A 20058-nucleotide genomic window follows, 5' to 3' on the forward strand; every position below is an offset into this window, starting at 1 on the left:
CAAAACGAGCAGAACACCCCTCAACGCGGAGAACCCGCAGTACGCCGAGAAGGCTCCCGCCGCCGCCCGGCCCGCTCCTAGCCTCCCGGGGCAAGCACAGACCCGGGAGGTCACATGCGTACAACCCCGGTGCCGGACCCGACGCCGGCTCCCGCGATCGAGTTGAGCGGCGCCACCAAGCGCTTCCGCACCCCGTCCGGGGCGCTGCACACCGCCGTCCGCGATCTCGACCTGACCGTCGCGCAGGGCGAGTTCGTCGCCGTCGTCGGCCCCACCGGCTGCGGCAAGTCCACCACGCTGACGCTGGTCAGCGGCCTGGAGGAGCCCACCGAGGGCGACGTCCGGGTGTACGGGGAGCCGGTCGACGGGATCAACCCGCAGGTCGGCTTCGTCTTCCAGCAGGACGCCGTCTTCCCCTGGCGGACCGTCCTGTCGAACGTCGCGGCCGGCCCGCGGTTCCGCGGCGTCCCGGCCGCCGAGGCCCGGGAGCGGGCCCGCGACTGGCTGGCCCGGGTCGGCCTGGCCGCCTTCGAGGACCGCTACCCCCACCAGCTCTCCGGCGGCATGCGCAAGCGGGTCGCCCTGGCCCAGACGTTCGTCAACGACCCGGGGATCCTGCTGATGGACGAGCCGTTCTCGGCGCTCGACGTGCAGACCCGCGCCCTGATGTCCGACCAGCTGCTGGAGCTCTGGGCCGGCACCGGCTCGTCGGTCGTCTTCGTCACCCACGACCTGGACGAGGCCATCGCGCTGGCCGACCGGGTCGTCGTGATGACCGCCGGCCCGGCCACCGTCAAGGAGGTCTTCACCGTCGACCTGCCCCGCCCGCGCACCGTGGAGGCCGTCCGGCTGGAGCCGAGGTTCGTCGAGCTGTACCGCGAGATCTGGGCCTCGCTCGGCGAAGAGGTGCGCATCACCCGCGAGAGAGGAGCGGGTCGTGCCGCTTGAGACCACCGTGGCCGCCGCCAAGCCCGCGGCCGCCCCCGCCAGCCGTACCGAGGCCCGCGAACGGGCCGCCCGCAACCGCAGGTTGAGCGTCAACGGGGCCCGGATCGCGGTCCTGCTCGCCTTCCTCGGCCTCTGGGAGCTCTGCGCCCGCACCGAGGTCGTCGACCCGTTCAACTTCTCCCAGCCGTCGAGGATCTGGGCCCAGATCTGGCAGTGGATCACCCACGGCACCGCCCAGGGGCCGCTCGGCGAACAGATCGGCTACACCCTCTACGAGGCCCTCAGCGGCTGGGTGCTCGGCGTCACCGGCGGCGTGCTGCTGGGCATCGCGCTCGGCCGGATCCGCTTCCTGGCCGACGTGTTCGGGCCCTACATCAAGGTGCTGAACGCCATCCCGCGGATCGTCCTGGCACCGATCTTCCTGATCTGGTTCGGGCTGGGGCCGGCCTCCAAGATCGCCTCGGCCGTGGTGCTGGTGTTCTTCCCCGTCTTCTTCAACGCCTTCCAGGGCGCCCGCGAGGTGGACCGCAACCTCGTCGCCAACGCCCGCATCCTGGGCGCCGACAACCGCAAGGTCACCCTCCAGGTGGTCATCCCCGCCGCCACCACCTGGATCTTCACGAGCCTGCACGTCAGCTTCGGCTTCGCGCTGATCGGCGCCATCGTCGGCGAGTACATCGGCGCCACCAAGGGCCTCGGCCTGCTCGTCGCGGCCGCCCAGGGCACCTTCAACGCGGCCGGCGTGTACGCCGCGATGACCATCCTGGCCGTCGTCGCGCTGCTCACCGAAGGGCTGCTGACCTTCGCCGAGAAGAAGCTCTTCCGCTGGAAGCCCGCCGACTCCGGCGACGGCCGCTGACCGGCACCCCGCCCGTCGGCACCCCCGCTCGCCGGCACCCCCGCTCGCCGGCACCCCCGCTTGCCGGCACCGCCCTTCCCTCCGCCCGTCCCTCCGCAGAGAGGCCCCCACCCATGCGCCCGAACCCGACCGGCAGAGCCGCCGCCACCGCCCTCGCCGCCGTCCTGCTGCTCCCCCTCACCGCCTGCGCCAACGATGCCGCCTCCGCGTCCCACGCCGCGATCCCGGCGGGGCAGAAGGTGGACGGCCCCAAGGTCAAGATCATGGTCGGCGGCCTGGACAAGGTCATCTACCTGCCCGCCATGCTCACCCAGCGCCTCGGGTACTTCGGCGAGGCCGGCGTCAACGTCGAGCTGATGAGCGAGCCCGCCGGCGTCAACGCCACCACCGCGCTGCTCGCCGGCGACGTCCAGGGTGCGGTCGGCTTCTACGACCACACCATCGACCTGCAGGCCAAGGGCAAGAACGTCGAGTCCGTGGTCCAGTTCTCGCAGGCCCCCGGCGAGGTCGAGATCGTCTCCACCAAGCAGGCCGGGGCCATCACGTCCGGCGCCGACTTCAAGGGACGCAAGCTCGGCGTCACCAGCATCGGCTCCTCCACCGACTTCCTCACCAAGTACCTCGCCGTCAAGAACGGCACCGCCGTGAGCGAGTTCAGCCCGATCGCCGTCGGCGCCGGCCAGACCTTCATCGCCGCCCTCCAGCAGGGCAGCATCGACGCCGGCATGACCACCGACCCGACGGTGGCCACCGTCCTGGACAAGGGCCTCGGCAAGATCCTCTACGACATGCGCACCCCGCAGGGCTCGCGCGACGCGCTCGGCGGGCTCTACCCGTCATCCTCGCTCTACATGAACACCGACTGGGTGGAGAAGAACAAGGACACCACCCAGAAGCTCGCCAACGCCTTCGTGAAGACCCTCAAGTGGATGTCCACCCACACCCCGGAGGAGATCGCCGCGAAGATGCCCGCCGACTACGCCCAGGGCGGGGCCGAGCAGTACGCGGCCGCGATCAAGGCGACGCTGCCGATGTTCACCACCGACGGAGTGATGCCCGCCGACGGCCCCAGGACCGTGCTCGCCGTGCTCGCGGCCTTCCACCCGGACGTCAAGGGCAAGGAGGGCACGATCGACCTCGCCCGCACCTACACCACCGAGTTCGTCGGCAAGGCCGCCACCGGCTGAGCCGCCCCGACGGAACGGCCCCGTGCCACCCCGGACAGCGGGCGCGGGGCCGTTCGCCGCACCGGCGGTCCCGCGCCCACCCCCACGGGCGCGGGGCCGTCACGGTGGGAAGCCGTGACGGCGGGAAAGTCGTCACGGTGCGAAGCTTCACGGCGCGCAGCCGCCGCGGTGGGAAGGCCGTCACAGCGCGAAGTCGTCACCGTGCGAAGCCGGATCCGGAGGCCGGCCGGCACTCACCCCGACCCGGCGCCCCCGCTACGCCACCTGCCGGACCGCCGCCACGTCCATCCGCGACGGCGTCCCCGCCGCCTTGCCACAGCTCTCCGGCCGGGCCGGCTCGCTCGCCCCCTCGACGACCTCGACCTCCCAGGCCCGGCCGTCCTCGTGCACCACCCCGACCAGCCAGCGCCCCTCGCCCGCCGGCCGCTGCGCCACCGTCAGCGCGTCCACCGCGGTCTCCCCGGCCGCCACCCGCACCGCATGGTCGGCCGCCTGACCCGGACGGTCCCAGCCCGAACGGCCCCGCGACCACTCCGGCACCATCTGCCCGGCCGCCGTCGCCGCCAGCACCTCCTTGGCGCTCTCCGCCGTCAGCCGCCCGTACGCGTAGCCGTACGGCAGCACCAGCATCGTGGGGGAGAAGCGGTGCCCGCCCAGGTGCGTCACCTCCCACACCTCGCTGTGCCCGGCGGCCGCCAACTCCGCCGCCAGCGGCCGCCCCAACAGCGCGCAACAGCGGTCCCGGCGCCCGTTCGTGCACACCAGCGCGATCGGCCCGCCCACGTGCTCGGCACCGAAGCCGCCGTGATCGCCGGCACCCAGCGCCGCGAAGTCCAACTCCAACAGCTCCGCCGGATCGGCCACCGCCCCCCGGCGCACCCAGCTCCGACCCGGCACCGCGTGCGCCACGACCACCTCGTGCCGCGCGGTCGGCAGACAGTCCGCGTGCCGCCCCGGACGACGGATCAGCGCCACCCGCACCCCGGTCCCGGCGGCCGCCGCCTCCAGCGCCCGCCCCACCGCCGCGTCCAGATGGCTCTCACCCAGCGCCTTCGCCCCCCACGGACCGTTCTGCTCCAACAGCAGCCAGGTGGTGGCGGTCGCCGCGGTGGCGGCCAGCGGCTCGGACAGCTCCCGCGACAACGTCGCACACGTGCTCACGCAGGCAAGGCTACCCGTACCGAAAAGCCCGCGGCGGAACACCCGGAGGTGTCCCGCCGCGGGCCGCGAACCCGTACCCGGCGCGCTACGCCGGGCCGCGAACCCGTACCCGGCGCGCTACGCCGGGCCGGCCACCACCGCGATCGGCGCCGTCACCGGCGTGCCCGAGCCGTCCCGCCGCGGGTCGCGCTCCGGCAGGTCGACCGGAGCGCCCTTGGCCGTCGCCGCCCGGGCCGGCGCCGCGCCCGCCCACGCGAAGGAGAGCGAATCCTCACCGCGCAGGAAGCGCTGACAGCGGACACCACCCGTGGCCCGCCCCTTGCGCGGGTACTGCTCGAACGGCGTGAGCTTCCACGTCGACTGCGCCTCGCCCGTCAGCGTGCCCGAGGCACCGGCCACCGAGACCACCACCGCGTCCGCCGCCGGATCCACCGCGGTGAACGACAGCACCCGGGCACCGTCCGTCAGCTTGATCCCCGCCATCCCACCGGCCGGCCGGCCCTGCGGACGGACCTGCCCCGCCGGATAGCGCAGCAGCTGGGCGTCCGACGTGATGAAGACCAAGTCCTCCTCGCCCGTGCGCAGTTCCACCGCGCCGACCAGCTCGTCGCCCTCCTTGAGCGCGATCACCTCGAACTCGTCCTTGTTCGCCGGCCACTCCGGGACCACCCGCTTCACCACACCCTGCACGGTGCCCAGCGCCAGCCCCGGCGAGGACTCGTCCAGCGTCGTCAGCGCCAGCACCCGCTCACCCGCCTCCAGACGCAGGAACTCGTCCACCGCGGCCCCGCCCGCCAGCGTCGGCGACGGCGTCGGCGGCAGCGCCGGCAGGTCGATCACCGGCAGCCGCAGCACCCGGCCCGCCGACGTCACCACACCCACGTCCGCCCGCGCCGTGGCCGGCACCGCCGACACGATCACATCGTGCTTCGCCCGCTTCTCCGACAGCTCGAACGGCTCGCCGTCCGCCGTCCGCGCCAGCAGGCCCGTCGACGACAGCAGCACCCGGCACGGGTCGTCCGCCACCTCCAGCGGCACCGACAGCGCCGCCGACGGCGCCGCACCCGCCTCCAGCAGCACCGTCCGCCGCTCCGTGCCGAACTGCTTCGACACCGCCGCCAGCTCGCCCGACACCACGCTGCGCAGCCGCGCGTCCGACTCCAGGATCTCCGTCAGCTCCGCGATCTCCGCGGTCAGCTTCGCCTGCTCCTCCTCCAGCTCCACCCGGTCGAACCGGGTCAGCCGCCGCAGGGGGGTGTCCAGGATGTACGCCGTCTGCGTCTCCGACAGCGAGAAGCGCTCCATCAGGCGCTCCTTCGCCTGCGCCGCGTTGTCGCTCGACCGGATGATCGCGATGACCTCGTCGATGTCGACCAGCGCCACCAGCAGGCCCTCGACCAGGTGCAGCCGCTCCTGGCGCTTGCGCCGACGGAAGTCGCTGCGCCGGCGCACCACGTTGAAGCGGTGGTCGACGTAGACCTCCAGCAGCTCCTTCAGACCCAGCGTCAGCGGCTGCCCGTCCACCAGCGCCACGTTGTTGATGCCGAAGGTCTCCTCCATCGGCGTCAGCTTGTACAGCTGCTCCAGCAACGCCTCCGGCACGAAGCCGTTCTTCACCTCGATCACCAGCCGCAGCCCGTGCTCGCGGTCGGTGAGGTCCTTGACGTCCGCGATGCCCTGCAGCTTCTTCGCGTTGACCAGGTCCTTGATCTTCGAGATCACCTTCTCCGGGCCGACGTTGTACGGCAGCTCGGTGACCACGATGCCCTTGCGGCGGGCCGTCACCGCCTCCACCGTCGTCGTCGCCCGGATCTTGAAGGTGCCGCGACCCGACTCGTAGGCGTCCCGGACGCCCGACAGGCCCACGATCCGCCCGCCCGTCGGCAGGTCCGGACCGGGCACGAACCGCATCAGCGTGTCCAGGTCCGCGTTCGGGTGCTTGATCAGGTGCCGGGCGGCCGCCACCACCTCGGACAGGTTGTGCGGCGGCATATTGGTCGCCATACCGACCGCGATCCCCGTCGCGCCGTTCACCAGCAGGTTCGGGAACGCGGCCGGCAGCGCCATCGGCTCCTGCTCGCTGCCGTCGTAGTTCGGACCGAAGTCGACCGTGTCCTCGTGGATCGACTCCACCATCGCCATCGACGCGGCCGTCAGCCGCGACTCGGTGTAACGCATCGCGGCCGGCGGGTCGTCGTTGCCCAGCGAACCGAAGTTCCCGTGGCCGTCGATCAGCGGCAGCCGCATCGAGAACGGCTGCGCCATGCGGACGACCGAGTCGTAGATCGACGCGTCACCGTGCGGGTGCAGCCGACCCATCACCTCGCCCACCAGACGGGCGCACTTCACGTGCCCCCGCTCCGGGCGCAGGCCCATCTCGTTGGCCTGGTACAGGATCCGCCGGTGCACCGGCTTCAGACCGTCCCGCGCGTCCGGCAGCGCGCGCGAGTAGATCACCGAGTAGGCGTACTCCAGGAAGGAGCCCTGCATCTCGTCCACGACGTCGACATCGAGGATCCGCTCCTCGAAATCTCCGGGCGGCGGGGTCTGCGAACTGCGGCGGGCCATCGCGGCGGGGCTCCCTTGCGTCTTGTCTGCGTCTGCGTTCTGCTCTGCTTCGGATCACGGCTCAGCGCCCCCATTGTGGACCCTCCCGCCGACAATCCCCGCCGCCGCCCCTCTTCCGCCCCTGGCGAACGCCCCGCCAGCGCGGACACATCCGCGCCCTTCGCGCGTTGCACCACAATGGGGACGCCACACGAACCCCCGACATCGACGACGGGAAGGACCCGAGCGCATGGCCAACCCGGCCCCCGCCTCAACCCGAGGCATCGCCATCACCGAGCACCGCCTGGCCAACGGCCTGCGCGTCGTCCTCTCCGAGGACCACCTCACCCCGGTCGCCGCCGTCTGCCTCTGGTACGACGTGGGCTCCCGCCACGAGGTCAAGGGCCGCACCGGCCTGGCCCACCTGTTCGAGCACCTCATGTTCCAGGGCTCCGCCAACGTCTCGAACAACGGCCACTTCGAGCTCGTCCAGGGCGCCGGCGGCTCGCTCAACGGCACCACCAGCTTCGAGCGCACCAACTACTTCGAGACCATGCCCGCCCACCAGCTGGAGCTCGCCCTCTGGCTGGAGGCCGACCGGATGGGCTCGCTGCTCGCCGCCCTCGACGACGCCTCCATGGAGAACCAGCGCGACGTCGTCAAGAACGAGCGCCGCCAGCGCTACGACAACGTCCCCTACGGCACCGCCTTCGAGAAGCTCACCGCGCTCTCCTTCCCCGACGGCCACCCCTACCACCACACCCCCATCGGCTCCATGGCCGACCTGGACGCCGCCACGCTGGAGGACGCCCGCACGTTCTTCCGCACCTACTACGCGCCCAACAACGCCGTCCTCTCCGTCGTCGGCGACATCGACCCCGAGCAGACCATCGCCTGGGTCGAGAAGTACTTCGGCACCATCCCCGCCCACGACGCCAAGCAGCCCCCGCGCGACGGCACCCTGCCCGACACCATCGGCAGCGAACTGCGCGAACTCATCCGCGAGGACGTCCCCTCCCGCGCCCTGATGGCCGCCTACCGCCTCCCGCACGACGGCACCCGCGAGGCCGACGCCGCCGACCTCGCCCTCACCATCCTCGGCAGCGGCGAGTCCAGCCGCCTCTACAACCGCCTCGTCCGCCGCGACCGCACCGCCGTCGCTGCCGGCTTCGGCCTGCTCCGCCTCGCCGGCGCCCCCAGCCTCGGCTGGCTCGACGTCAAGACCTCCGGCGACGCCACCATCGAGCAGATCGACACCGCCGTCGACGAGGAACTCGCCCGCTTCGCCGCCGAAGGCCCCACCGCCGCCGAACTCGAGCGCGCCCAGGCCCAGATCGAGCGCGAATGGCTCGACCGGCTCACCACCGTCGCCGGCCGCGCCGACGAACTCTGCCGCTACGCCGTCCTCTTCGGCGACCCCAAGCTGCTCAACGAAGCCCTCCCCAAGGTGCTCGACGTCACCGCCGAGGAGGTGCAGGCCGTCGCCCAGGCCCGCCTGCACCCGAACAACCGGGCCGTCCTCGTCTACGAGCCCACCCCCGCCGACGACACCGACACCACCGCCGCCACCGACGAGGAGGGCACCGCCGCATGAGCACGGACCACGTCCCCGCCATGACGTTCCACCCCCAGCCCGAGCCCGGCACCCCCAGCCCGTGGGCCTTCCCCGCCCCCGAGCGCGCCGCCCTCGGCAACGGCATCACCGTCCTGCACTGCCACCGCCCCGGCCAGCAGCTGGTCGCCGTCGACGTCCTGCTCGCCGCCCCGCTCGCCGCCGAACCCGACGGCCTCGACGGCATCGCGAGCATCCTCGCCCGCGCCCTCAGCGAAGGCACCGACACCCTCACCGCCGAGGAGTTCGCCGCCGAGCTGGAGCGCGCCGGCGCCACCCTCGACGCGCACGCCGACCACCCCTGCATCCGGGTCTCGCTCGAAGTCCCCGCCAGCCGGCTCCAGCGCGGCCTCAGCCTGCTCGCCGACGCCCTGCGCGCCCCCGCCCTGCCCGAGGACGAGATCGAGCGCCTCGTCGCCAACCGCCTCGACGAGATCGTCCACGAGCAGGCCAACCCCGCCCGCCGCGCCGCCAAGGCCCTCTACGCCGAGCTCTTCGACGGCGCCGACCGGCTCTCCCGCCCCCGCGGCGGCACCGCCGAGACGGTCAAGTCCATCGACCGCGGCAGCGTCAAGGCCTTCTACGACACCCACATCCGCCCCGCCACCACCACCGTCGTCGTGGTCGGCGACCTCACCGGCACCGACCTGCCCGCGCTGCTGGAGAGCACCCTCGGCACCTGGACCGCCGCCCCGGCCGAGGCCGCCGTCCACGCCCCGGTCACCGCCGACGACACCGGCCGCGTCGTCATCGTCGACCGGCCCGGCTCCGTCCAGACCCAGCTGCTCATCGGCCGCATCGGCCCCGACCGCCACGACCCCGCCTGGGCCGCCCAGATCCTCGGCACCTACTGCCTCGGCGGCACCCTCACCTCCCGCCTCGACCGGGTGCTGCGCGAGGAGAAGGGCTACACCTACGGCGTCCGGGCCTTCGCCCAGCCGCTGCGCTCCTCCGCCGACGGCAGCGGCCGCGCGCTGCTCGCGATCAGCGGCTCGGTGGACACCGCCTCCACCGCCCCGGCGCTCGCCGACACCTGGACCATCCTGCGCACCCTCGCCGCCGACGGCCTCACCGACGCCGAGCGCGACGAGGCCGTGCAGTTCCTGGTCGGCGTCGCGCCGCTGAAGTACGAGACCGCCGGCTCGGTCGCCGGCACCCTGGCCGACCAGGTCGAGCAGCACCTGCCGGACGACTACCAGGCCGAGGTCTACCGGCAGATGGCCGAACTCCCCACCGCCGCCGCCACCGACGCCGTGGTCGCCGCCTTCCCGCCGGACCGCCTGGTCACCGTGCTGGTCGGCGACGCGTCGGCGTTCGCGGAGCAGGTGCGCGGGCTCGGCATCGGCGAGGTCACCGTGATCAGCGCCTGAGACCGCTGAACCCCGGTACGGGCAGGGCCCGGTGGAGCACTCCGCTCCGCCGGGCCCGCCGCCGTTAATCCCTTGCGGGGCGCGAGCGCCCTGTGGGTAGATATCCCCCGGCAGCCGGTACACACCGGCACACACACGGAGAGGAGGCGGTCACCATGCGGGTCGAGCCGACCATACTGCGCTCCCCGAGGCCGTCGTCCTTCCGACGCCGCCCCTCCGCAGTCTGAGCACTGCCCCTGATCTTCCCCGAGCCGCGCCGGGACTCTTTCGCGCAGCACCACACCTAGGCTTGAACCAACCGACCTTTGGAGGTCGTTCAACCATGTCGTACACCGAGGTGCCCGGCATCCGGGTCCCGATCCGGATGTGGACCGACCCGGCCACCGTCGAGGGCCAGGCCATGCAGCAGCTGCGCAACATCAGCTCGCTGCCCTGGCTGCACGGCCTCGCCGTGATGCCGGACGTCCACCTGGGCAAGGGCGCGACCGTCGGCTCCGTGATCGCGATGAAGGGCGCCGTCTGCCCGGCGGCGGTCGGCGTCGACATCGGCTGCGGGATGAGCGCGGTGAAGACCTCGCTGACCGCGAAGGACCTGCCGGACGACCTGTCCCGGCTGCGCTCCAAGATCGAGCAGGCCATCCCGGTCGGCCGCGGCCTCCACACCGACCCGGTCGACCCGCGCAAGCTGCACGGCTTCGCGACGGCGGGCTGGGACGACTTCTGGCAGCGCTTCGACGGGGTGGCCCCGGAGGTCAAGTGGCGCCGCGAACGGGCCATGCAGCAGATGGGAACGCTCGGAAGTGGAAACCACTTTTCGGAGTTGTGCATTGATGACACTGGTTCTGTCTGGTTGATGCTGCATTCCGGATCGCGCAACATCGGCAAGGAGCTGGCCGAGCACCACATGGGGGTGGCGCGCTCACTTCCGCACAACCAGGGCTTGGTCGACCGTGATCTCGCGGTGTTCATTTCGGACACCCCGCAGATGGCGGCCTACCGCCAGGACCTCTTCTGGGCGCAGGAGTACGCCAAGAACAACCGCGCAGTGATGATGGCGCTGTTCCAGGACGTCGTCCGCCGTGAGTTCGCCAAGGCGAAGGTCGCCTTCGACGAGGTCATCAGCTGCCACCACAACTACGTGGCGGAGGAGACGTACGACGGCGTCGACCTGCTGGTGACCCGCAAGGGCGCGATCAGGGCCGGCTCCGGCGACTACGGGATCATCCCGGGCTCGATGGGCACCGGCTCGTACATCGTCCGTGGTCTCGGCAACGAGGCGGCGTTCAACTCGGCCTCGCACGGCGCAGGTCGGAAGATGAGCCGCAGCGCCGCGAAGAAGCGGTTCACCACCCAGGACCTGGTCGAGCAGACCAAGGGCGTGGAGTGCCGTAAGGATTCCGGCGTCGTGGACGAGATCCCGGGCGCGTACAAGTCCATCGAGAAGGTCATCGAGCAGCAGAAGGACCTGGTCGAGATCGTGGCCCACCTGAAGCAGGTCGTCTGCGTCAAGGGCTGATACATGGAGGAGGCCCCCGGGGTGACCCGGGGGCCTCCTCTACGGGGCCTTCGAGGCTTTGGTCCGCGGTTTGGAGCCGTTGAGGCGCCATCGACGGAGATTGCAGCTCTGCTCTGTCCGTCCGAGTTGTCTCGCGGCAGCTCTGATACTTGGTGCTGCCACGAGGATGTCATCCTCGGCTTGACTCCAGCTTCGCTTGATCACTTTCTTCACGCCTGCCGGCCGGACCCATTCCGCCGCCTGCAGTGCAGCGGCTCGCTTTCGGGGCAGTGTCAGGCAGCCCGGGAAGTAGAGGTCCTTCAGAACGGCGACGGCCTCTTCACGTGCATACGTGATGTTGTAGATCCTGTCACGGCTGTTTCGCCTGAAGACGCGGCGTTCGGCGCCCGTGAGGTGCTCGACGTAGTTGATGAAGAACGCCGCGGTGGAGTCGCTCTTCGTGGTCAGGCTCACGAACGGGAGGTCCTGCGAAGTGCGTCCCACCGAACCGTCGGCGTCGACCAAGCCCCTCGCGTAGTCGCGCTCGGAGAACGGGACGGTCGGCGGCGCGACGGTCTCGGACTTCCGCCCCGCGGGCAGGCCCAGTGCCTGAAGCTCCTCACGGAACTCGCGGGCGCAGACGGTCCACACCGCCGAGGTGTGCTCCGCCTTGAAATTCGTGTTGCGGGTCCGGTAACCGATGCTGCTGTTGTACGGGCAGAGCCGCTGGAACTCCTCCAGGATCGGGGCGTCGCGCGCCGAGAGTTCCACGGTGAGCCGGCCGCGATTTCGGGACTGCTCCGAGAGGTGTCCGTCCGCCTGGAGGAAGGCGAACAGGTAGGCGTGATCGGGTCGTTCGAGGTCGAAGAACGTCATGCGGCGAGCATCTGTGCGATCGGCCGCCGCCATGGGCCGATCGTTCACCGGTTCGCCCGATGGTATGGATGCGACCGGATGTGCGAACAGGAGCGCCCGGCAGTGTTATGCACTGCCGGGCGCTTTCTGCTGGTCGGGCTCGCTCAGGCGGCGGCGGGGAGTTCGTCGAGGCCCTCGGAGACCAGCTTGGCGAGGCGGTCCAGGGCCTGGTCGGCGCCGTCGGCGTCGGAGGCGAGGACGACCTCCTCGCCGCCCTTGGCGCCGAGGGCGAGCAGGCCGAGCAGCGAGGCGGCGTTGACCGGGGTGCCGCCCGGCTTGGCGATGGTGATCGGCACGCCGGTGGCCGCCACGGCCTTGACGAAGACGGCGGCGGGACGGGCGTGCAGGCCCTCGGCCCAACCGATGGTGACGCGGCGCTCAGCCATGAGACGTGCCTTTCCGGTGAAGCTGGTCATGGCCGGGCTTGGGGGAGGCGGCCATGTTGTCTAGACCAGTGTTGCACGCAGGTGACCCCTCCGAGCCGCCCCGTTCGGGAGTTGTGATTGTTTCTTTCGGGGGCATAAGAAGGGGCTCAAGGCCCGGTCAGCGGGCCCCTGGGGCCCTGTCCACCCTGCCCCGGGTGCACGCCCGGCGCCATTCGGCCCGCCGACGGATAACCTGACGAATGTGGACGACGCCGCGGTACCGCACCCCGAGCAGAGCGAGCCGGACTACCCGCAGCACTGGGAGGCCGACATCCTCCTGCGCGACGGCGGCACGGCCCGGATCCGGCCGATCACGCCCGACGACGCCGGCCGCCTGGTCGAGTTCTACGAGCAGGTCTCCGACCAGTCCAAGTACTTCCGCTTCTTCGCGCCCTACCCCCGGCTCTCCGACAAGGACGTCCGCCGCTTCACCCATCACGACTTCGTGAACCGGGTCGGCCTCGCCGTGGTGATCCGCGACCGCTTCATCGCCACCGTCCGCTACGACCGGATCGACGCCGAGGGCCGCCCCTCCGAGACCGGCACCGACGCCGAGGTGGCCTTCCTGGTGCAGGACGCCCACCAGGGCCGCGGGGTCGCCTCCGCACTGCTGGAGCACATCGCCGCGGTCGCGCAGGAGCGCGGGATCCGCCGCTTCCAGGCCGAGGTGCTGCCGGAGAACCGGAAGATGGTGAAGGTCTTCACGGACGCCGGCTACACCCAGCACCGCAGCTTCGCCGACGGCGTGGTCCACCTGGAGCTCGACCTGGAGCCGACCGCCGCCTCGCTCGCGGTGATGCGGGCGCGCGAGCACCGCGCCGAGGCGAGGTCGGTGCAGCGGCTGCTCACCCCGCGCTCGGTGGCGGTCCTGGGCGCCTCGCGCAACCCGCAGACCGTCGGCCGGGCGCTCCTGCGCGACCTGCTCACCGGCTTCGGCGCCGGCGGCAAGGACGACGACCGCCGGATCTACGCGGTGAACCGCAACGCGCCGCCCGGTACCGAGGTGGACGGCGTCCCCGTGCACCGCTCGATCCTGGACATCCCCGGCCCGGTGGACCTCGCGGTGATCGCCGTCCCGGCCGGCGCCGTCCCCGCCGCCGTCGCCGAGTGCGGCGCGCACGGCGTGCAGGGCCTGGTGGTGGTCACGGCCGGCTACGCCGAGACCGGCCCCGAGGGCCGCGACCGCCAGCGCGCCCTGGTCCGCCAGGCCCGCGCGGCCGGCATGCGGGTGATCGGGCCGAACGCCTTCGGCCTGATCAACACCGACCCCGAGCGCCCGCTCAACGCCTCGCTCGCGCCCGCCCTGCCGCAGCGCGGCGGCTTCGGGATCTTCTGCCAGTCGGGCGCGATCGGCGTCGCCCTGCTGGAGGCCGCCCACCGCCGCGGCCTCGGCGTCTCCTCCTTCGCCTCGGTCGGCAACCGCGCCGACGTCTCCGGCAACGACCTCCTCCAGTACTGGGCCGAGGACCCGGCCACCGACGTGGTGCTGCTCTACCTGGAGTCCTTCGGCAATCCCCGCAAGTTCACCCGGATCGCCCGCCGGCTGGCCGCCGCCAAGCCGATCGTGGTGGTCAAGGGGGCCCGCCACACCGGCAGCCTGCCGCCCGGCCACACCGTCCCGGCCACCGCCACCGGGCTGCGGGACGCCACCGTCGACGCGTTGTTCGAGCAGGCCGGCGTCACCCGGGTGGAGACCATCACCGAGCTGTACGACACCGGGGAGCTGCTCGCCCTGCAGCCGCTGCCGCCGGGCGACCGGGTCGCCGTCGTCGGCAACTCCGACTCGCTCGGCCTGCTCACCCACGACGCCTGCCTCAGCGCCGGGCTGCGCCCCCGCACCCCCGTCGACCTGACCACCGCCGCCACCGGCGAGAACTTCCGGATCGCGCTGGACGTGGCCCTGGAGGACCGGGCCGTGGACGCGGTGATCGCCGTGGCCATCCCGCCGATCGGCACCTCCGCGCACGCCTTCATGGGCGGCCGGCTGGCCGGCCCGGACGATCCGGAGATGGGCTCCGACGACCCCGAGATCGCCGCCGCCCTGCTCGAAGCCGGCGAGCGCGCCCGCGAGTTGGGCAAGCCGCTGCTGCTGGCCCACCTGGCGCTCACCGACCTGCCGAGCCGGCTGCGGCCCGGCGGCATCCCCGCCTACCCGGCGCCCGAGCGGGCCGTCCGCGCCCTCGCCCACGCCGTCCACTACGCCCACTGGCGCCGCCGCACGGCCGTGGCCGAGGAGACCGCCCGCGTCCCCGAGCTGGACCGGATCGACGAGGGCGCCGCCCGGGCCCGGGTCGGGGCCGCGCTCTCCACCCGATCCGCGGCCCGCCCGTCGCCCGCCACCACCCTTGATCGTGGCGCTGCGCGCCAGGGCTTCTTCGCCCGCACCCGGCCCGGCGGCGCGCGGATCACCCTGCCGGACGCCGACGCCGCCGCTCTGCTGGCCGACTACGGCATCGACGTCTCGCCGACCCTGCCCGCCCCCGACGAGGAGTCCGCCGTCCGCGCCGCGGCGGCGCTCGGCTACCCGGTCGCGCTCAAGGCCACCGCCCCGCACCTGCGCCACCGCCCCGACCTGGGCAGCGTCCGGCTGGACCTGACCGGCGAACCGGGGCTGCGCCGCGCCCACCGCGAGCTGGACGCCCTGCTCGGCGGGGCCGCCCAGGCGGAGCTGGTCGTCCAGCGGCTGGCCCCGCGCGGGGTGGACACCGTGATCGGCGCCACGGTCGACCCCGCGGTCGGCGCGATCCTCTCCTTCGGTCTGGCCGGCGCCCCCGCCGAGCTGCTCGGCGACGTTGCGCACCGGCTCGTCCCGGCCACCGACCAGGACGTGGCCGGGCTGATCCGCGAGGTCCGGGCGGCGCCGCTGCTGTTCGGCTGGCGCGGGGCCGAGGCGGTGGACACCGGTGCCCTGGAGGAGCTGCTGCTGCGGGTGTCCCGGCTGGTCGACGACCTGCCGGAGGTGGCCTCGGTGGACCTCGAACCCGTGGTCGTGGCCCCGCACGGGCTGGCGATCCTGGGGGCGCGAGTGCGGCTCGCGCCCCTGCCCGTCCGCAGCGATCTGGGCCCGCGCGCCATGAGCACCCTGTAACCTTCCTTGGTTGCGCCCCGCCCCGGGGCGCTGTTGCCCGGAAGCTCGGCGCCGCGCCGCCCGCTTCGTCGGCGGACCATGCCAGGATGGAGTTATGGCGAAGACCGGTACCACCACCACTCAGGACCTGCGCTCGGCGATCGAGCGCAGCGGCTACTACCCGGCCCTGGTGTCCGAGGCGGTCGAGTCCGCGGTGGGTCCCGAGCCGATCAGCTCCTACCTGGTGCACCAGGAGACCACCTTCGACGCCAACGAGGTCCGCCGGCACGTCACCGTGCTCGTGCTGACCCCGACCCGCTTCGTGGTGAGCCACACCGACGAGCAGTCCGGTGACGGCGCCGGTGCGGCGGTGCCCTTCGCGACCACGTCCACCGAGAGCGTCCGGCTGGACCGGATCGGGTCGGTCGTGGTGAGCCGGATGGTCGCCAACCCGGAGACGTACACCCCGGGCACGCTGCCGCGCGAGGTCGTGCTGACCATCGGCTGGGGCGCGGTGCAGCGGCTCGACCTGGAGCCGGCCGGCTGCTCGGACCCGAACTGCGAGGCGGACCACGGCTACACCGGGTCGGCCACCGCTGACGACCTGTCACTGCGGGTCAGCGAGGCGGGCGACGGCCCGGAGACGGTCGCCCAGGCGCTGGTGTTCGCCCGCGCGCTCTCCGACGCGACGATCAGCAACGGCCCGCGGGTCTGATCCGGGGCCGTGCGGCACGCACCGCACGGCCGTGCGACCCACCGGCGACGCAACGGAAGCCAGGAAGCCAGCCTCTCAGCCATGTCCTTCGCACCCGACGGCCACGACGCCTTCGAGATCCTCGACCCCGCCACCGCCCCGGCGCCCCCGTACGGAGGCGGCTCGCTCTGCGACCTGCTGCCCTCGGTGGCGGCCGGCCTCGGTGTGCCCGGCTTCACGGCCGCGCTGCCGATCGAGCCCGCCGACCGGGTGGTGGTGTTCCTGGTCGACGGCCTCGGCTGGGAGCTGCTGCTGCGCCACCCCGAGTACGCACCGTTCCTCTCCTCGCTGGCCGGCAGCTCGCTCGGCGGCTCCGGCCGCCCGCTGACCGCGGGCTTCCCGTCCACCACCGCCACCTCGCTGGCCTCGGTGGGCACCGGGACGCCGCCCGGCCTGCACGGTCTGGCCGGCTACACGGTGGCGGTTCCGGGCGCCGGCTACCTGATGAACCAGCTGCGCTGGCAGCCGCACACCGACCCGGCGGTCTGGCAGCCCTACCCGACGGTGTTCGAGCAGACCGAGCTGGCCGGAGTGGCGACGGCCCAGGTCTCCTCGCCGCTGTTCGCCCAGACCCCGCTGACCCGGGTGGCGCTCTCCGGTGGCACCTTCCTCGGTCGGACCACGGGCGAGGAGCGGATGGACCGGGCCGCCGCCTGGCTGGCCGAGCACGACCGCGCCCTCGTCTACACCTACGTGAGCGAGCTGGACGGCGCCGGGCACCGGTTCGGGGTGGACTCCGACGAGTGGCGGATGACGCTGGACGCGGTGGACCGCCTGGCCCGCCGGCTGGCGGAGCAGCTGCCGCCGCGCTCGGCGATGTACGTCACCGCCGACCACGGCATGATCGACATCGCGCCGGAGGACCGGATCGACTTCGACGAGGACTGGGAGCTCGGGGCCGGCGTGGCGCTGCTCGGCGGGGAGGGCCGGGCCCGGCACGTGTACGCGGTGCCGGGGGCGGCCGCCGACGTGCACACGGTCTGGAGCGAGGTGCTCGGCGACCGGATGTGGGTGGCCACCCGGGACGAGGCGATCGCCGCCGGCTGGTTCGGCCCGTCGGTGGACGAGCGGGTCTACCACCGGATCGGCGACGTGGTCGCCGCCGCCCGTGACGACGTCGCCGTGATCGCCTCCCGCAACGAGCCGGGCGAGTCCGCGATGATCGGTCTGCACGGCTCGATGACCGCGGTGGAGCAGTTCGTGCCGCTGCTCGAAGTCCGCCGCTGAACTCCCCTCCTCTGAAAGGCCTCTGCACCACCCATGGCTGAACTGGTGTTCTTCTCGGGCACGATGGACTGCGGCAAGTCGACGCTCGCGCTCCAGATGGACCACAACCACGCCGCCCGCGGCCGACAGGGGATCATCCTCACCCGTCACGACCGGGCCGGTGCGGCCACCATCTCCAGCCGGCTGGGCCTGCGCGCGGAGGCGGTCGAGGTCACGGACGACTTCGACTTCCACGCCCATGTGGTGCACCGGCTCTCGGCCGGCGGCCGGGTGGACTACCTGATCTGCGACGAGGCCCAGTTCTTCGCCGCCGAGCAGGTCGACCAGCTGGCCCGGGTGGTGGACGAACTCGGCATCGACGTCTTCACGTTCGGGATCGCCACGGACTTCCGGACCAGGCTCTTCCCCGGCTCGCAGCGGCTGATCGAGCTCGCCGACCGGGTCGAGGTGCTCCAGGTCGAGGCGCTCTGCTGGTGCGGTGCGCGGGCCACCCACAACGCCCGTACGGTGGGCGGCGTGATGGTGGTCGAGGGCGCCCAGGTCGTGATCGGCGACATCTCGGTGAGCGAGGACGAGGTCGGCTACGAGGTGCTCTGCCGCCGGCACCACCGCCGGCGGCTGACCGCGGCCACCGCCCGTGCCTCGGTGCTCTCCCCGGACGTGCTCCCGTTCGAGGAGCAGCAGGCCTGAGGCCTGCGGTGCCGCTGCTCAGGGCTCCAGGACCGAGAAGTGGCCGCCCTGCGGGTCGGCCAGCCGGGCCGCCCGGCCGCGTGCGGTCGCGTGCGGCTCCACCAGCACCCGGCCGCCGAGCTCGACCGCCCGACGTGCCGTCAACCCGGTGTCCCGGACGGCGAAGTGAACCCGCCAGCGCGGCGGGTGTCCGCGCAGCTCGGTGCCGGGGCGCAGCCCCGCCACCGGCCGGCCGTCCACCAGCAGTGCGGACCCGCCGTCGGCGGCGGCGACCGGCCGCCCCAGCACCGTGCCGTAGAAGGCCGCCGCGCCCGCCTCGTCCGGGGTGAGCAGCTCGGCCCAGGCGGGCCCGCCCGGTTCGGGGCCGGCCTCCCGGCCGGTGTGCTCCTCGCCCTGCCAGAGGCCGAAGACGGCGCCGGACACGTCGGCCGCGATCGCCAGCCGGCCGGCCCGTTCGGCCTGGAGGGGGCCGACCGCGACCGTTCCGCCGCACTCGCGCACCAGCTGGGCCGTCCGGTCGGCGCTGTCCACGGCGAAGTAGGTGGTCCACTGCACGGGGAAGCCCGCCACCGACGAGACGCCCAGCCCGGCCACCGGCTCCCCGGCCGACTCGGCCCGCACGTAGTCGCCGAGCTGGCCGGGGCCGGGCGTGTACGTCCAGCCGAGCAGCTCGCCGTAGAACGCCCGGGCGCCGGCCAGGTCGTCGGTCATCAGGCTGAACCAGCACGGTGTGCCCTGGGCCAGCCGGAGCTTCACCGCAGGCATGCGGGCCTCCTCCTCACGGGGCGGTCGGCGCACGGAGCGGCGCACGTGAGGGTGATGGTTCCACCCTGGCGCACGCCGAACCCTCGGGCCGCGCGGAAAGTCCGGCAAAGACCGCACAAAGAGCGGCGAGTTGGCGGTGCTGCGCGAGAATGGCCGGCATGACCACCTCTTACGACGACTCCCCGCTGGTTTCGGCGGCCGGCCTGAGCGGGGCGCTGGCCTCGTCCCGCCCGCCGGTCCTGCTCGATGTGCGCTGGCAGCTCGGCGGCCCGCCCGGTATCGAGGACTACGCGGTCGGCCACCTGCCGGGCGCGCACTTCGTCGCGCTGGACACCGATCTCGCGGCGCCGGCCGGCCCGCCCGGGCGCGGTGGGCGCCACCCGCTGCCGGACCCGGAGGAGTTCGGCGCCGCGCTGCGCCGCTTCGGGGTCCGCGCGGACCGGCCGGTCGTGGTGTACGACGGCGCCACCTCGATGGCGGCGGCGCGGGCCTGGTGGCTGCTGCGCTGGGCCGGGCACCCGGACGTACGGGTGCTGGACGGTGGCTTCGCGGCCTGGCAGGCGGCCGGGCTGCCGGTGACCACGGAGGTGCCCGTGCCGGAGGAGGAGGGTGACTTCAAGCCGGTGCCGGGGCGGATGCCGACGGTGGACGGCGACGGTGCCGCGGCCTGGGCGCGGAGCGGTCTGCTGCTGGACGCCCGGGCGGGGGAGCGGTACCGGGGCGAGACCGAGCCGATCGATCCGCGGGCCGGGCACGTTCCGGGGGCGGTCTCCGCGCCGACGACGGAGAACGTCGGGCCGGACGGGCGGTTCCGGCCGGCCGCCGAGCTCGCCGAGCGGTTCCGTGCGTTGGGCGCGGGGGATCGGGAGACCGCGGTGTACTGCGGCTCGGGGGTGACGGCGGCGCACCAGATCCTGGCCCTGGCGGTGGCGGGTCTGCCGGCCACGCTGTACCCGGGTTCGTGGAGCGAGTGGTCGAGCGACGCGAGCCGGCCGGTGGCGGTCACCGACCAGCCGGGCTGAGCCGTACGCGGCGG

The 20058-nt window shown here is 73.0% G+C and carries 16 protein-coding genes; 11 read left to right on the forward strand and 5 right to left on the reverse strand.

Annotation, left to right across the window (positions count from 1 at the left end):
• Positions 1–114 precede the first annotated feature (114 nt).
• The 3 genes from RMN57_RS26385 to RMN57_RS26395 all read left to right on the forward strand — a co-directional run bounded on the left by RMN57_RS26385 (position 115) and on the right by RMN57_RS26395 (position 2994).
• The gene (locus tag RMN57_RS26385; RefSeq protein WP_313765784.1) at positions 115–948 is read left to right on the forward strand and encodes an ABC transporter ATP-binding protein; all 834 of its coding nucleotides are present in this window, start codon (positions 115–117) and stop codon (positions 946–948) included.
• A complete protein-coding gene (locus tag RMN57_RS26390; RefSeq protein ID WP_313765785.1) occupies positions 938–1807 on the forward strand; it encodes an ABC transporter permease in 870 nt (289 codons plus the stop codon). The genes RMN57_RS26385 and RMN57_RS26390 overlap by 11 nt, the downstream gene beginning before the upstream one ends.
• Positions 1808–1920: 113 nt before the next feature.
• A complete protein-coding gene (locus RMN57_RS26395) occupies positions 1921–2994 on the forward strand; it encodes an ABC transporter substrate-binding protein (protein ID WP_313765786.1) in 1074 nt (357 codons plus the stop codon).
• 255 nt (positions 2995–3249) lie between these two features.
• On the opposite strand, the gene RMN57_RS26400 is transcribed toward RMN57_RS26395, so the two are convergent.
• Both RMN57_RS26400 and RMN57_RS26405 read right to left on the reverse strand, forming a co-directional pair.
• Positions 3250–4155: a sucrase ferredoxin gene (locus RMN57_RS26400; protein ID WP_313765787.1), complete on the reverse strand. Its 906-nt coding sequence runs from the start codon at positions 4153–4155 to the stop codon at positions 3250–3252.
• Between the two features lie 117 nt (positions 4156–4272).
• Positions 4273–6723 carry a DNA topoisomerase IV subunit A gene (locus RMN57_RS26405; protein WP_313765788.1) on the reverse strand — a complete coding sequence of 817 codons (2451 nt, stop codon included), beginning with the start codon at positions 6721–6723 and terminating at the stop codon, positions 4273–4275.
• Between the two features lie 229 nt (positions 6724–6952).
• Here RMN57_RS26405 and RMN57_RS26410 point away from each other — a divergent pair, with 229 nt between their 5' ends.
• From RMN57_RS26410 to RMN57_RS26420, 3 genes are all read left to right on the forward strand, one after another.
• Positions 6953–8296 (forward strand): pitrilysin family protein, encoded by a 1344-nt coding sequence (locus RMN57_RS26410; RefSeq protein WP_313765789.1) that lies wholly within the window; start codon positions 6953–6955, stop codon positions 8294–8296.
• Positions 8293–9684: a M16 family metallopeptidase gene (locus tag RMN57_RS26415; RefSeq protein ID WP_380236115.1), complete on the forward strand. Its 1392-nt coding sequence runs from the start codon at positions 8293–8295 to the stop codon at positions 9682–9684. Before RMN57_RS26410 ends, RMN57_RS26415 begins: the two co-directional genes overlap by 4 nt.
• Before the next feature lie 322 nt (positions 9685–10006).
• Positions 10007–11200 carry an RtcB family protein gene (locus RMN57_RS26420; RefSeq protein ID WP_313765790.1) on the forward strand — a complete coding sequence of 398 codons (1194 nt, stop codon included), beginning with the start codon at positions 10007–10009 and terminating at the stop codon, positions 11198–11200.
• Between the two features lie 39 nt (positions 11201–11239).
• Here the strand turns inward: RMN57_RS26420 and RMN57_RS26425 are convergent, their stop codons facing one another.
• On the reverse strand, positions 11240–12055 hold the full coding sequence (locus RMN57_RS26425) for a hypothetical protein (protein WP_313765791.1): 816 nt from the start codon (positions 12053–12055) through the stop codon (positions 11240–11242).
• A gap of 143 nt (positions 12056–12198) precedes the next feature.
• Entirely contained in the window at positions 12199–12480 is a 282-nt protein-coding gene (locus tag RMN57_RS26430) for an HPr family phosphocarrier protein (protein WP_313765792.1), read from the reverse strand.
• Positions 12481–12721: 241 nt separating this feature from the next.
• On the opposite strand from RMN57_RS26430, the gene RMN57_RS26435 reads away from it, so the two are divergent.
• The 4 genes from RMN57_RS26435 (at position 12722) to RMN57_RS26450 (ending at position 18257) form a co-directional block, all read left to right on the forward strand.
• Positions 12722–15607, forward strand: a complete 2886-nt coding sequence (locus RMN57_RS26435) for a GNAT family N-acetyltransferase (RefSeq protein ID WP_313765793.1) — start codon at positions 12722–12724, stop codon at positions 15605–15607.
• Between the two features lie 94 nt (positions 15608–15701).
• The gene (locus tag RMN57_RS26440; protein WP_238863920.1) at positions 15702–16301 is read left to right on the forward strand and encodes a DUF5998 family protein; all 600 of its coding nucleotides are present in this window, start codon (positions 15702–15704) and stop codon (positions 16299–16301) included.
• Positions 16302–16382: 81 nt separating this feature from the next.
• The gene (locus RMN57_RS26445) at positions 16383–17567 is read left to right on the forward strand and encodes an alkaline phosphatase family protein (RefSeq protein ID WP_313765794.1); all 1185 of its coding nucleotides are present in this window, start codon (positions 16383–16385) and stop codon (positions 17565–17567) included.
• Positions 17568–17600: 33 nt separating this feature from the next.
• Complete coding sequence (locus RMN57_RS26450; RefSeq protein ID WP_313765795.1) at positions 17601–18257, forward strand: thymidine kinase; 657 nt, start codon at positions 17601–17603, stop codon at positions 18255–18257.
• Between the two features lie 18 nt (positions 18258–18275).
• Here RMN57_RS26450 and RMN57_RS26455 read toward each other — a convergent pair whose 3' ends face one another.
• Positions 18276–19022: a VOC family protein gene (locus RMN57_RS26455; RefSeq protein WP_313765796.1), complete on the reverse strand. Its 747-nt coding sequence runs from the start codon at positions 19020–19022 to the stop codon at positions 18276–18278.
• A gap of 158 nt (positions 19023–19180) precedes the next feature.
• Between RMN57_RS26455 and RMN57_RS26460 the strand changes: the two genes are divergently transcribed.
• Positions 19181–20044: a sulfurtransferase gene (locus RMN57_RS26460; protein ID WP_313765797.1), complete on the forward strand. Its 864-nt coding sequence runs from the start codon at positions 19181–19183 to the stop codon at positions 20042–20044.
• Positions 20045–20058 lie beyond the last annotated feature (14 nt).

The sequence above is a fragment of the Kitasatospora sp. CM 4170 genome (genome assembly GCF_032110285.1).
Classification (GTDB): Bacteria; Actinomycetota; Actinomycetes; order Streptomycetales; family Streptomycetaceae; genus Kitasatospora; species Kitasatospora aburaviensis.

What these genes read in the sequence shown, in the direction of transcription:
- RMN57_RS26395 (WP_313765786.1), top strand. Translation starts at nt 1,921, where the DNA reads ATGCGCCCGAACCCGACCGGCAGAGCCGCCGCCACCGCCCTCGCCGCC.
- RMN57_RS26415 (WP_380236115.1), top strand. Translation starts at nt 8,293, where the DNA reads ATGAGCACGGACCACGTCCCCGCCATGACGTTCCACCCCCAGCCCGAG.
- RMN57_RS26455 (WP_313765796.1), bottom strand. Translation starts at nt 19,022, where the DNA reads ATGCCTGCGGTGAAGCTCCGGCTGGCCCAGGGCACACCGTGCTGGTTC.
- RMN57_RS26440 (WP_238863920.1), top strand. Translation starts at nt 15,702, where the DNA reads ATGGCGAAGACCGGTACCACCACCACTCAGGACCTGCGCTCGGCGATC.
- RMN57_RS26460 (WP_313765797.1), top strand. Translation starts at nt 19,181, where the DNA reads ATGACCACCTCTTACGACGACTCCCCGCTGGTTTCGGCGGCCGGCCTG.
- RMN57_RS26420 (WP_313765790.1), top strand. Translation starts at nt 10,007, where the DNA reads ATGTCGTACACCGAGGTGCCCGGCATCCGGGTCCCGATCCGGATGTGG.
- RMN57_RS26405 (WP_313765788.1), bottom strand. Translation starts at nt 6,723, where the DNA reads ATGGCCCGCCGCAGTTCGCAGACCCCGCCGCCCGGAGATTTCGAGGAG.
- RMN57_RS26430 (WP_313765792.1), bottom strand. Translation starts at nt 12,480, where the DNA reads ATGGCTGAGCGCCGCGTCACCATCGGTTGGGCCGAGGGCCTGCACGCC.
- RMN57_RS26410 (WP_313765789.1), top strand. Translation starts at nt 6,953, where the DNA reads ATGGCCAACCCGGCCCCCGCCTCAACCCGAGGCATCGCCATCACCGAG.
- RMN57_RS26425 (WP_313765791.1), bottom strand. Translation starts at nt 12,055, where the DNA reads ATGACGTTCTTCGACCTCGAACGACCCGATCACGCCTACCTGTTCGCC.
- RMN57_RS26385 (WP_313765784.1), top strand. Translation starts at nt 115, where the DNA reads ATGCGTACAACCCCGGTGCCGGACCCGACGCCGGCTCCCGCGATCGAG.
- RMN57_RS26445 (WP_313765794.1), top strand. Translation starts at nt 16,383, where the DNA reads ATGTCCTTCGCACCCGACGGCCACGACGCCTTCGAGATCCTCGACCCC.
- RMN57_RS26450 (WP_313765795.1), top strand. Translation starts at nt 17,601, where the DNA reads ATGGCTGAACTGGTGTTCTTCTCGGGCACGATGGACTGCGGCAAGTCG.